Source organism: Sphingobium sp. D43FB, assembly GCF_002312805.1.
Lineage (GTDB): Bacteria > Pseudomonadota > Alphaproteobacteria > Sphingomonadales > Sphingomonadaceae > Sphingobium.
The window spans coordinates 186,360-199,652 of the sequence record NZ_NMUA01000006.1 but is presented as its reverse complement, the minus strand read 5'-3'; the positions used below and the strand labels follow the sequence as shown (position 1 = coordinate 199,652).

Below are 13,293 nucleotides of genomic sequence, written 5' to 3'. Positions count from 1 at the left end.
AACTGCCGCCGCGAACCTAAGCCTCTGCAAGCTCAACCAAACCCAAAAATGTAGTGGTAACACTCGCGCCGGTGCGTGCATGTCATTGAACAAAAATGCCTTTTCCAAAAGCACTGTTCAAGTTGGGCCAAAGTCATGAACAACAGTTTCACCCTCGACCGTCGCAATGGCAAGATCATGGGCGTATGTGCGGGCCTGTCCAACCGCAGCGGCCTGGATGTGACATTGATCCGCGTCGCCGTCGTCCTGCTGACGCTCTGTGCGCTCGGACCCATCGGCGTTGTGGCTTATCTGTTGGCAGGCTGGCTCGCCGAAGGTTGATGTCGCCGCAAATCATTGCAGCAAAGCACACGGCATCCAGACAGTAAAAAGGCCGCTCCGGTTATACCGGAAGCGACCTTTTCGTATCCCGCAATGGCGGGATCAAGGTTGAGCGCAAAGCGCGCTCAGGCATAAAGCACCGAGTAGAAAGTCAGCATCTGTGCGCCGACGGCTACGATCAGTGCGGCGCCTTGAAAAGCCTGCCGCATGGTCATGTCCTTTGCTTGGTTATCATCTATTTCCCGTCTTGGGGTTGCGGGCCTATGCGCCTGTCATGTTTATGTAACAATCGCAAAGCACGGCATGCCGATTGCACTAAATGCAACAGTGCTGTTACCCCAAAGCCGCAATCAGCGCCTTGGCCGCAGCAGGGTTGCGCTCTTTGGCGCCGCCGATGACAAACGCATAGACGTCCCCCTGTTTGGCCAGCGTCCGCGCCTGATCGGTCCAATGGTTGATGTCTGTGGGAGAATAGCCAGTCGTCTCTTCCGCCTGGGTCCGCATCAGCCGCAGATAGGAAAAGCCGACATCATATCCCTGAATAGCCGGATAGCTGTCATGATCGGCCAGTACGACCGCCACGCCTGCATCCCGCGCCATCTCCAGAAAAGCAGGATCGTCGAAACTTTCGTGCCGCACCTCGACCGCATGGCGCAATGCGACGCCATCGACGCTGGCAGGCAACAGGCGCAGGAACGCGCCGAAGTCGTCGGGATCGAACCGCTTGGCCGGCATGAATTGCCACAAGATCGGACCCAGCCGATCGCTCAACTCGACAATGCCCTGTTTCGTGAATTTCGCGATCGAGTCTCCCGCTTCGGCCAGCACTTTACGATTGGTGCAGTAGCGCGATGCCTTGACCGCGAACTGGAACCTGTCGGGCACGGCCTTCGCCCAGCTCGCGAAAGTTGCGGGCTTTTGACTGCTATAATAGGTCGCATTGATCTCGGTCGCGGTCAGATGCGCCCCGACATAGGCCAGTTCGTCTTTCTGCCGCAGCCCGGCGGGATAGAAATTGTCACGCCATGGCGCATAGACCCAGCCGCCAATGCCCACCCTGATCCGACCTGCCATATTTCCGTCCTCCTTCGCCGATGCTGATCGCTTCTGCCGATCAGAGCCAGCGGAAAAAGCCGTTGGCTCGTTTTGCGAATAGTTCTTAACTGGGCCGCAACAAGGAGCATCCCCATGTCGCTGGACCTCATCAAGACGGGCACATATCTCAGCATCCACCTCACGGTCGGCTTTACCGTCGCCTATCTCATGACCGGATCAGTAGCGCTGGCGGGTGGCATTGCGCTGGTCGAACCAGTGATCAATGCCGTCGCCTTCTTCTTTCACGAAAAGGCGTGGAAGAAGATACAGGCCCGGCCGCCGCGCGAAGGATATCCGGCGTCGCGGCGCGATCAAGCAGCCTTCGCCTGATCGCTACCTTGCAGGCTTCCGTAGCCTGCCGATCAACCAGGGCTTCACCCCGCCGGTAGGCTTGGCTTTGCCGTCAAGACGTTTAGCATGGCGGATGACGATCGGCTTGACGATCATTTGCCCCCGCATCGGCCCAGTCCCGCAGCAGGTCGGGACAGCGAGGATTTTCTTCACCACGTCCATCCCCGCGACAACATGGCCAAAGGCCGCATAGCCGATATAGCCCGGCCGTGCGTCCATGGTGGGGGTCGGGCCGATGGTGATGAAGAAATTACCCATTGCCGAATTGGGCCGGTTGGGCCGCGCCATGGACAGCGTCGCGTCAAGATGGCGTATGCCCGTCTGGGTCGTCGGCTCATGCACCACCGGCGGCAAGGACCGCCGCGCATCGCTGTCGATCCCGCCCTGAATCAACCCCAGCGACGGCGCGGCTTTTCGCCGCGCGGCGCGGTAGAAGGTGACGCCGTCAAACCGACCATCATCCACATAGGTCAGGAAATTCGCCGCCGTGCGCGGCGCGCGTTTCTGATCCACCGCGACGATGATCGTCCCCACCGACGTCTCGATCGCGACGCGGGTGTAGCCGGGCGTCGGCCGGTTGGTCGGTGCCGCAGTAGCAAGGCCAGAAGAGAGCGCCAGAGCAAGTGCAAGGATATGGAATAACGATAGGCGGACGATCATAGCGTCCGCCTATCGCTCCCACACCCGACTGGCAACGCCAGCAGGGTGTATTTGGCCGTACCGCGTCAACCGATCACGAAATCTGCATTGGTCAACGCCAACCCGGCAGCCAATTGCGCGAACAGCACCGACCCGCCCGCCGCATTGCCATTGGCATCATAATAGAGGTTGCCGGTAGCATTATCATACATGATCCGGTCACTGGCATCGAGCGCAACCGCGCCGAGACAGAAAGCGCCCGCCGCGAGTTGGCCGGCTGCTCCCGCCGCCGAAAATATCGATGAGGCCAATGAAATCACATCGTCCGTCACATTGAAATCAGTAATAACATCGACATTGCCGGCACCAAGCGCCGTATCGAATACGAACATATCTTGGCCTGCGCCACCAATCAGCCGATCCATTCCTGCAGCACCAGACAGCCTATCATTGCCGACGCCACCAATCAGGCTGTTGTTTCCAGCATTGCCAGTCAGTAAATTATCAAGATTATTGCCTGTCCCATTGATATTTCCGCTCCCAGCTAAAGTGAGATTTTCAACATGAGATCCAACCAATATATAGGTGATATGCGATATAATGCCGTCAATACCTGCACCCTCGACTTCAATGACATTGTCGCCACTTGCATCAACATAATAAATATCGTTACCTGCGCCCCCAGCCATGATGTCAGCACCAAACCCGCCATTTAGGACGTCATTTCCCGCCCCCGCTGTGATTTCGTTGTTCAGAACATTCCCATTTAAAGTCTGACCGCCGCTGCTGATGCCGACCAGATTTTCCACTTCGGCCGACAGCGTGTAAACATTAAGGCCGGTGCGGACTTCGTCTACGCCTTGGTTTGCCAGTTCGATGACCAGGTCACCCCCATTGTCGACGATGTAAATGTCGTCATCGGCACCACCGATCAGTCGGTCGGCGCCCGCGGCTCCATCCAACATATCCTTGCCAACACCACCTGTCAGAATATTGGAACCCCCATTGCCCATTAGAGCATTATCGAGATTATTGCCTGTCGCATTGATATTGCTACTGCCGACCAAGGTGAGATTTTCGACCTGCGTCCCGACAAGCATATAGGTGACTGAAGATATGACCCTATCAATTCCTCCATCAACGCCTTCGGTTATTTTGTCACCGGCATTATCAACATGATAGAGGTCATTTCCCAAACCTCCAATCATCATGTCCGCGCCAGAACCACCGTCAATGATATCGTTAGATATTGTTCCAGTAATTGAATTGTTTAAGGTATTCCCGGTTAGGACCTGCCCAACACTAGCTGTTCCTACGAGCTTTTCGACATGGTTTCCCAAGACATAAGTCGACAGACTTGTCCGAACCTCATCGGTGCCTTGAGCCGCGACTTCCATCACGTTATCGCCGACATTGTCGACAATATAAATGTCATTTCCCGAACCGCCGACCATCATGTCCATGCCGGCACCGCCATCCAGTAGGTCATGCCCTGCACCGCCATTGATCGTGTCGTGACCGCTGCCGGCAGCGAGTATATTATTGCCACTATTGCCATTAAGGACATTGGCCAAACCGTTTCCAGTACCGTTGATATTCGCCGTGCCACCGAGGTTCAGCGTTTCCACGAAGATCCCCACCAGGGAATAGCTCACCGATGCATTGACGGTATCATTACCGCCATTGTTAGCCTCGACGATCGTGTCGCCTGCATCATTGACATAGTAGAGATCATCGCCCGCGCCGCCGACCATCATGTCGGCACCGCCGCCGCCATTGAGGATGTCGGCGCTGCCCGTACCCGTGATCCGATTGGCGAGGCTATTGCCAATCAGTGTTTGCCCTGCGCTGCGTGTGCCGGTCAGATTTTCGACATGCGCGCCCAGCGTATAGGACGCCAGGTTGGTGCGCACCTCGTCAACTCCCTCATCGGCCGCTTCGTTGACCATGTCATTGACGCTCGTGACGATATAGATGTCGTTGCCGAGGCCGCCTGCCATATCATCCGCGCCGACGCCGCCGTCTATGGTGTCGTTGCCTTCGCCACCCAGGATGATGTCGTTGCCGTCACCACCGTCGATACTATCGTCGCCAGCGTCCCCATAGAGGCGATCATCGTCGGCTCCACCTGACAGGCTGTCGTTGCCTGCGCCGCCGAAAATCTGGTCAAGGCCAGCGCCGCCAAACAGGCTGTCATTCCCGGCACCACCGAAGATCTGGTCATCGCCTGCATCGCCTTGGACGGTGTCGGCCCCGTCGCCACCATCCAGCCGATCCTCGCCGTCTCCGCCTGCCAGGCTGTCATTGCCGCCGCCACCGAGCAATATATTGTTGGCGGACGATCCACTCAGCACGTCATTATAGGCAGACCCCGTGATATTCTCGAAATTGGTGACCGTATCCGTTCCGGCTCCTCCGGTGATCTGCGCACCTGTGAGCGCGAGAGAAAGTGTGACCCCGGCTGTAGCACTGGTATAGCGCAACGTATCGACGCCATCGCGGCCGTCCATGACGTCATTGCCTGCACCGCCCTCGATGACGTTGTCCGTGCTATTCCCGGTCAGCACGTCGTTAAATGCGGAGCCGATAATACCCTCGACACTGGAAAGCGTGTCCGTGCCGATATTGCCGCCAAGCGCGAATATGCTGTTGGCGGACAAATCAATGGTCAGTGCGACATTACTGCCGACATAGCTGGCGATATCATAGCCGCTGCCACCGTCCAGCATGTCATTGCCTTCGCCGCCGAGCAACAGATCATCGCCTTCGCCGCCATAGAGCCAGTCAGCGCCTGCTCCGCCAATCAGGGTGTCGGCACCACCGTCTCCATAAACCGTGTCGTTCCCGTCACCGCCGTCGAGGCTGTCATCGCCCAGACCGCCGAAGATCTGGTCATTGTCCGCGCCGCCAAAGACTTGGTCGTTGCCATCCTGTGCATAGAGCGTATCGGCACCGAACTCGCCATGCAGTTGGTCGCTGCCTGCTCCGCCATAAATGGTGTCGGCATCATCACCACCATGGACGATGTCATTGCCATCGTCACCATAGATGGTGTCGGTCCCGGCGCCGCTGGTTATAGTATCATCACCTGCGCCGCCGACGATATAGTCATTGCCTTGACCACCGGAGATGGTGTCGTCGCCATTGCCGCCATGCAGCTCGTCATTACCGCCATTGCCGACAATCAGATCGTCGCCATCGACACCATAATAGATATTGGCTTCGTCCGTGTCGATAAACTCATTCGCCTGCGGCGTGCCGACGATCCGGCGGAAGGGGTTATCGATGAAGTCCGTCAGTTGGATGTCGGCAATGGTGCCAGGTGCGAACTCGACCACATAGTCCGAGCCGCTCAGCGTCAGGTCTCGGTCGCTGTCGATGATCAGCACCGTCTTCGCGCTGCCGCCTGCGCCAACCCGGCTCCACCACACCTGGACAAAGCCCGTGCCAAGGTCAGCCCCCGGCAAAGGCGCGCCATCATAATAGAGCGACGATGACAATTCGCCCCGGAACACCAGCGGCACGTTGGTATAGCCATAAGTGCCGTTCGTATAGGGATCGAACGCCAATTTGAGCTTGTCGCCCTCGATCCGGCTGAAATCGGTGATGACATGCGGTGTGGTCAGGCTGCCTGGTGCGGCGCTCTCGCGCCCTAGTCGAAACAGGTCGACACCGGTGCCGCCCGTAGCGGTGTCCCGTGCATTGGCCTCCATGCCAACATACACCGTATCATCACCCGCACCGCCATTGATGATGTTGATGCCACCTTCCCCCGACACCCGGTCGTTGCCATCGCCACCATTGACCGTATCATTGCCATCGTCACCGCGAACATCGTCATTGCCGATGCCACCGTCGAGCATGTCGTCATCCGACTGCCCAAAAATAGAATCCGCACCTGCCCCGCCAGTGATAATGTCGTTGCCTGTACCGCCATAAAGGGCATCGTTCCCTGCCCCACCGGTCAACTGGTCGTTCCCGCTGGCCCCGTCCACAAGACCGCCCGCCGTACCTGCGGTCATCACATCGTCGCCATCCTCGCCATACAACGAGTCAGACCCCGCGCCGCCTGACATCACATCATCGCCAGCGCCACCATAGAGCGTGTCGTTGCCCGCATCCCCGTACAGCGTGTCGTTCCCAGCATCGCCGTACAGCGTGTCATTGTCGTTCCCGCCGTAGAGGCTATCGGCATCGTCCCCGCCATAGAGAATGTCATTGCCGTCTTCGCCATGAAGCGTGTCGATGCCTGCGCCACCGGCGATCGTATCGCTGCCGCCATCGCCCCACAGGCTATCATTGCCCAGCAGCCCATAGATGAAATTATTGCTGGCATCGCCATGATGGCTGTCGTCACCGGCCGTCCCGGCATAGGTGCGGAAGGGGTTATCGATGAAGTCCGTCAGTTGGATGTCGGCAATGGTGCCAGGTGCGAACTCGACCACATAGTCCGAGCCGCTCAGCGTCAGGTCTCGGTCGCTGTCGATGATCAGCACCGTCTTCGCGCTGCCGCCTGCGCCAACCCGGCTCCACCACACCTGGACAAAGCCCGTGCCAAGGTCAGCCCCCGGCAAAGGCGCGCCATCATAATAGAGCGACGATGACAATTCGCCCCGGAACACCAGCGGCACGTTGGTATAGCCATAAGTGCCGTTCGTATAGGGATCGAACGCCAATTTGAGCTTGTCGCCCTCGATCCGGCTGAAATCGGTGATGACATGCGGTGTGGTCAGGCTGCCTGGTGCTGCGCTCTCGCGCCCTAGTCGAAACAGGTCGACACCGGTGCCGCCCGTAGCGGTGTCCCGTGCATTGGCCTCCATGCCAACATACACCGTATCATCACCCGCACCGCCATTGATGATGTTGATGCCACCTTCCCCCGACACCCGGTCATTGCCATCGCCGCCATTGACCGTGTCATTGCCATCGTCACCGCGCACATCGTCGTTGCCGATGCCACCGTCGAGCATGTCGTCATCCGACTGCCCAAAAATAGAATCCGCACCTGCCCCGCCAGTGATAATGTCGTTGCCTGTACCGCCATAAAGGGCATCGTTCCCTGCCCCACCGGTCAACTGGTCGTTCCCGTTGGCCCCGTCCACAAGACCGCCCGCCGTGCCTGCGGTCATCACATCGTCGCCATCCTCGCCATACAGCGTGTCGGACCCCGCGCCGCCCGACATCACATCGTCGCCAGCGCCCCCATAGAGCGTGTCGTTGCCTGCATCCCCGTACAGCGTGTCATTCCCGGCATCGCCATACAGCGTGTCATTATCGTTGCCGCCCCGCAGCACGTCGGCACCATCGCCCCCATAGAGCGTGTCGTTTCCGTCCCCGCCCCGCATCGTATCATTGCCGCCCAGACCATAAGCGATAATGTTTCCGGCGCTTGCCAGGAGCGAGTCCCCGCCGACAGTCCCGCGCCAGATCGGGAAGCTGTCGGTGAAATCCTCCTGCGTCAGCGATGTGATGCCGTTGATATAGGTGTAGATATCAAGTTCGGAAAACTGCCCGTTGTCATCGACATCGACCCATAGTTCGACACGATTGTTGACGGCATCATGCTTCCACGACACATCGGCAAAGCCATCGCCAACCAGTTCGGCGGGCAACTGCACGCCCGACGCGCCACCGCCAATGACGAAGGTGAAATTGATCGGAGTCGCGTTGAATGCAATGCCCCGGCCATAGGCGTAGGAGGGCAGGTCGATCTTGTCGCCGCCGGTTACGCCAGCGCCTTCGAAATCGGTAATGATGTCGATGGTGGAAGGTGAGGAATCCGAACGCGGCGTGTTGTAGGTCAGGGTGAAGATATCATTGCCTGCCCCGCCGGTCAGCATGTCCCCATCCAGGCCACCGATGATCTGGTCGTTGCCCGCGCCACCGACCAGCATATCCTGACCCAGCCCCCCGTTGATCACATCATCGCCGCTGCCGCCGGTGATGATATCATCGCCTGCGCCGCCGGTGATGATCATGGCATTGGTCGCCGCAGTCGCATTCAGGTGCAGGAAATCGGTTTGCAGTTGTGATCCCGCGTCGATCCATCGCACGTCAGTCATGGCATGCAATGTCAGACGCACTTGCCCCGAACCGATCGAAAAACGCTCGACCCCGCGCACCGTATCAGCGTCGAAGAGGATGGAATTGGCGTAGATGCCCGATATCGACAATATGTCGACGTCACTGCCGGTACCGCCATTGATGCGGTCGGCGGCATTCAGCGATGACCCTATAACGATATAGTCGGCGCCATTGCCCCCATCGACAATGTCGTTGCCGACACCAGTGATGATCTCATCATTACCATCGCCGCCATTCAATATGTCGTTGCCGACGCCGCCGTCGATCAGATCATCGCCGCTATCGCCGTTGATCGTGTCATTGCCATCCTCACCATAGAGGGAATCATCGCCCAAGCCGCCGGAAATGACATCATCGCCGCCGCCGCCATAAATTTCATCAGGGTCGATTGTGCCAGTGAGCGTATTCGGCAGATTGTCGCCAATAATAGTCGCCATCATTCCCTCCTGCACCTCGATCGAGCAATGTTGCCGTCGAGTTAACCCCACCTATAAAAACAGGGTGGGGATAGCGCAGGGAAAGACCAAAACTATAGCATGGATTGGACATAATCAATGTGTTGGCGGGGCTTCCCACGCACAGCGCGACTGCCACCGGCTTCCGCAAGCCAATGACAGAACAGAAAAATCATGCCTCTCCCCAGTCGAGGGAAGATCACATCTTCTCCTCGATGCGCAGGCTGATCAGGCCGCCCGCGCCTTGAGCAATTTATCGATGGTAAGCGGATAGTCGCGGATGCGGATGCCGGTCGCGTTATAGATGGCGTTGGCCACCGCTGCGCCCGCGCCGCAAATACCCAATTCGCCCACACCCTTGGCCTTCATCGGCGAACTCTTATCGTCCAGCTCTTCGATGAACAACACATCCTGTTCGGGGATGTCTGCATGGACCGGCACCAGATATTCGGCCATGTCGTGATTGACGAAGAAGCCGAAGCGGGTATCGACGTCCAGCGCCTCCATCAGCGCCGATCCCGCCCCCATGGTCATCGCGCCGATGACCTGGCTGCGCGCGGATTTGGGGTTGAGGATGCGCCCGGCCGCGAACGCCCCGCCCATGCGGCGGATACGCACTTCGGCCGTGTCGATATCGACGCCGACTTCGCAGAAATGCGCGCCGAACGTCGCCTGCGCATAGCGTTTGTCGAGATCGCCGAATTCGATACTGTCTTCGGCCCACACACCTTCACGCCCGGCGAGCGTCGCCAGCGTCTGGGACTTGTTCTCGTGACGGACCAGGCCCTCCTCGAACTCGGCCTGATCGACAGGATAGCCCGCCTTCTCCGCGAGTTTCGCGCGCAACGCCATGGCGGCGGCATAGACGCCCGCCGTCGAGCTGTTCGCCCCCCATTGCCCACCGGACCCAGCCGAGACGGGAAAGCGGCTGTCGCCCAAGCGGACGGTGACGGCTTCCAATGGCACGCCCATCATCTCGGCCGCCGTTTGGGCGATGATCGTATAGCTGCCGGTGCCGATGTCGGTCATGTCGGTTTCGACGATCACCTGCCCCTTGGCATCGACGCCGATCCGCGCGCCCGATTTGCCGACCAGATTGTTGCGGAACGCAGAGGCCACGCCCATGCCGACCATCCAGCGCCCATCGCGCACCTGGCCCGGCTTTGCCTGACGCTTGTTCCAGCCGAAACGCTCGGCCCCTGCGCGCATGCACTCCACCAGCTTGCGGCTGGAGAAAGGCCGCTGCGTGCCTGCTTCAGGATCATATTGCACATCGTTGCGAATGCGCAGTTCGACCGGATCGACGCCGCAGGCTTCCGCCAGTTCGTCCATCGCGACTTCCAGCGCGAGCAGGCCGACCGCCTCGCCCGGCGCGCGCATCGCATTGCCTTCGGGCAGGTTGAGCGTCGCCAGCCGGTGTGCGGTCATACGATTGGCACCGCGATAGAGCAGCCGCGTCTGTTGCGCCGCCGTTTCCGGCCCGCCACCGGGCAGATCGCCCGACCAGACTTCATGGCCGATCGCGTCGATCACGCCATCCTTGTCCGCGCCGATGCGGATGCGCTGGATCGTCGCCGGGCGATGGGTGGTGTTGTTGGGGATCTGGTGCCGCGCGAGCGCCACCTTGACCGGACGTCCGACCTGCCTGGCGCCCAGCGCCGCCAGCAGCGCATCGGCGCGCAGGAACAGCTTGGCCCCGAAGCCGCCGCCGATATAGGGCGACACCAGCCGGACATTCGCCTTGGGAATGCCCAATGTCTTGGCGACATCGCCCACAGTCCAGGCGATCATCTGGTTAGACGTCCACAGCGTTAGCTTATCGCCATTCCACGCCGCGGTGGAGGCATGCGGCTCCAGCATTGCGTGGCTATGGTCGGGGGTGGAGTAATTCTGATCGACCTTGACCGCCGCTTTGGCGAACGCGCCGTCGAAATCGCCGACCGCCGTATCGGGTGACCCGCCAAAGCCGCCTTCGGGTGGCTTGACCGCATTGGCCCGCTCGGCGGCCAGATCGAACTTCCCGCCTTCGTTGGTGTAATCGATCCGCACCAGCTTGGCGGCGTCGCGCGCATTTTCGAAGGTATCGGCGATGACCAGCGCAACCGCCTGATCATAATGGTCGATTTGCGGCCCACCCAGCAGGGGCGCGGTATTCATGCTGCCCTTGCCGAGCTTTCCCGCATTGGCGTGCGTGACGATACCCAGAACGCCGGGCGCAGCCTCGGCCGCGCGCAGGTCCATGGCGGCAATACGCCCCTTGGCAATGCCCGACCCGACCATCCAGCCATAGGCGGCATTGGGCGCAGCATCATGCCGCTCATAGGCATAGGGGGCGGTGCCGGTCACCTTCGCAGCGCCGTCGATCCGGTCATGGGCCTTGCCCACGACCCGGCCCTTGTCGATCGGGTTCAACCCGGCGGGCGTATCGAACTTCATGCCCGTGCCTCCTTCTGCCGATAGAGCGACGTAAGTGTCTGTTCGACCAGCTTCTTCTTGAAATCATTATGATGCGTCGTGCGTGCGCCCGCCAGCGCGGCCTCTGCCACTGCCTTTGCGCCGGACCCGGCCGCCGCATCCGCATCGGCCGCGCGCCAGGGCTTTGCGCCGATCCCGCCAAAGGCAAAGCGCGACGCGCCATTCTTGCCGAACACCGCCGCCACCGACACCAGCGCGAAGGCATAGGAGGAACGGTCGCGCACCTTGCGATAGACATGGGTGCCGCCGATCGGCTTGGGCAGGGTGACCGATGTGATGATCTCCCCGGCTTTCAGCGCCGTTTCGACATGGGGCGTATCACCGGGCAGCAAGTGGAAGTCCGCGATCGGGATCGACCGGACCGCGCCATCCGCGCCGACCGTATCCACCGTCGCGTCCAGCAGCCGCATCGCTACCGCCATGTCGCTCGGATGCTGGGCGATACAGGCATCGCTCACGCCCAAAATGGCGAGGTTGCGGCTCATGCCCTGCAATGCACCGCAGCCGCTGCCCGGCTTGCGCTTGTTGCAGGGCATGCGCGTGTCGTAGAAATAGGGGCAGCGGGTGCGTTGCAGCAGATTGCCCGCCGTGGTCGCCTTGTTGCGCAACTGCCCGGATGCGCCCGACAGCAAGGCGCGGCTCAGCACGCCATAATCGCGCCGCACCACCTTGTCGGCGGCCAGATCGGTATTGCGCACCAGCGCACCGATGCGCAGCCCGCCATCGGCGGTCTTCTCTATCTGATCGAGCTTCAGCGGATTGACGTCGATCAGATGCGTGGGCGTCTCGATCTGCAGCTTCATCAGGTCGAGCAGGTTGGTGCCGCCCGCAATGAAGCGCGCGCCCTGGGTCGAGGCCGCCATCTTCGCCGCCTCCTGCGCGCTGGTTGCGCGGCTATAGGTAAAGGGCTTCATGCCTTGGCTCCCCCGGCCACGTCGTTCATGGCGGCGATGATGTTGGGATAGGCGGCGCAGCGGCAGATATTGCCGCTCATCCGCTCGCGCAGTTCGGCGTCGGTCAGCGCGACCTTGTCGAGATCATCGGTGACATGACTGGGGATGCCCGCCTCGATTTCTTCCAGCACGGCGACGGCGGAGCAAATCTGGCCCGGCGTGCAATAGCCGCATTGATAGCCGTCATGCGTAATGAAGGCGCGCTGCATCGGGTGCAGCTTGTCGGGTGTGCCCAGCCCTTCGATCGTCGTGATCGCCTCGCCATCATGCATGACAGCGAGCGTCAGGCAGCTATTGATGCGTCGCCCTTCGACGATGACCGTGCAAGCGCCGCACTGGCCATGGTCGCACCCCTTCTTGGTGCCGGTGAGGTGCAGATGCTCGCGCAGCGCGTCAAGCAGGCTGGTGCGCGGATCGAGCTGCAAATGCGCTTCGCGACCATTGACGGTCAATTCCACCGGGATCATCGGGGTTCCTTCGCGAGAGGAAGCGGCGGCGGGCTGTGCCGCCTGCGCGCTGGAAAGAAATGGCGTGGCCGCGGCAATGGTCGTTCCACCGCGCAACATGCCCCGGCGGGTGATCTGGTCGGACGGCATGGCGGTCCCTTTCTTCTGCTATCGGCTGTCATACGAAGGGCGGCGGCAAATGATCCCTGCCGATACAGGAAATATGATCGACAAGGCGCGGCAGCGCAAGCGCACCTATTGCCAGGGCGGCAGGACCAGCGCGATAGCCGGACAGCGAGTCGGACAAGGGTTTCACATTTTTGCGCTGGGCGCGCGAGGCGGCCGAGGACGTCGAACGGGGCGAAAGTGGCGGAAAACCAGGCTTTTCCGCTGTTGCAGCAAGGAATTTCATATTTGTGCAATTCTCCCCTTGCCGATCCTCAAAAGCGCTGCTAGTTCCCCGCCACCCGCCGA

Annotated in this window: 8 protein-coding genes; 2 read left to right on the top strand and 6 right to left on the bottom strand. The window is 60.2% G+C overall.

What is annotated here, in order from left to right; translation table 11 throughout:
* Positions 1-135 precede the first annotated feature (135 nt).
* The gene (locus tag SxD43FB_RS07870) at positions 136-321 is read left to right on the top strand and encodes a PspC domain-containing protein (protein WP_069065503.1); all 186 of its coding nucleotides are present in this window, start codon (positions 136-138) and stop codon (positions 319-321) included.
* Positions 322-654: 333 nt separating this feature from the next.
* On the opposite strand, the gene SxD43FB_RS07865 is transcribed toward SxD43FB_RS07870, so the two are convergent.
* On the bottom strand, positions 655-1,395 hold the full coding sequence (locus tag SxD43FB_RS07865; RefSeq protein ID WP_096061678.1) for a DUF72 domain-containing protein: 741 nt from the start codon (positions 1,393-1,395) through the stop codon (positions 655-657).
* 114 nt (positions 1,396-1,509) lie between these two features.
* On the opposite strand from SxD43FB_RS07865, the gene SxD43FB_RS07860 reads away from it, so the two are divergent.
* Positions 1,510-1,746, top strand: coding sequence for a DUF2061 domain-containing protein (locus SxD43FB_RS07860; RefSeq protein WP_096061677.1), 237 nt, complete (start codon positions 1,510-1,512; stop codon positions 1,744-1,746).
* 3 nt (positions 1,747-1,749) lie between these two features.
* Here SxD43FB_RS07860 and SxD43FB_RS07855 read toward each other — a convergent pair whose 3' ends face one another.
* The 5 genes from SxD43FB_RS07855 to paoA form a co-directional block, all read right to left on the bottom strand.
* Positions 1,750-2,427: a peptidylprolyl isomerase gene (locus tag SxD43FB_RS07855; RefSeq protein ID WP_096061676.1), complete on the bottom strand. Its 678-nt coding sequence runs from the start codon at positions 2,425-2,427 to the stop codon at positions 1,750-1,752.
* A gap of 65 nt (positions 2,428-2,492) precedes the next feature.
* Positions 2,493-8,927: a calcium-binding protein gene (locus SxD43FB_RS07850; protein ID WP_176482701.1), complete on the bottom strand. Its 6,435-nt coding sequence runs from the start codon at positions 8,925-8,927 to the stop codon at positions 2,493-2,495.
* A 246-nt stretch (positions 8,928-9,173) separates the two neighbouring features.
* The gene (paoC, locus tag SxD43FB_RS07845) at positions 9,174-11,381 is read right to left on the bottom strand and encodes an aldehyde oxidoreductase molybdenum-binding subunit PaoC (protein WP_096061674.1); all 2,208 of its coding nucleotides are present in this window, start codon (positions 11,379-11,381) and stop codon (positions 9,174-9,176) included.
* The gene (locus SxD43FB_RS07840; RefSeq protein WP_096061673.1) at positions 11,378-12,334 is read right to left on the bottom strand and encodes a xanthine dehydrogenase family protein subunit M; all 957 of its coding nucleotides are present in this window, start codon (positions 12,332-12,334) and stop codon (positions 11,378-11,380) included. The genes paoC and SxD43FB_RS07840 overlap by 4 nt, the downstream gene beginning before the upstream one ends.
* A complete protein-coding gene (gene paoA, locus SxD43FB_RS07835) occupies positions 12,331-12,969 on the bottom strand; it encodes an aldehyde dehydrogenase iron-sulfur subunit PaoA (RefSeq protein WP_096061672.1) in 639 nt (212 codons plus the stop codon). The genes SxD43FB_RS07840 and paoA overlap by 4 nt, the downstream gene beginning before the upstream one ends.
* Positions 12,970-13,293 lie beyond the last annotated feature (324 nt).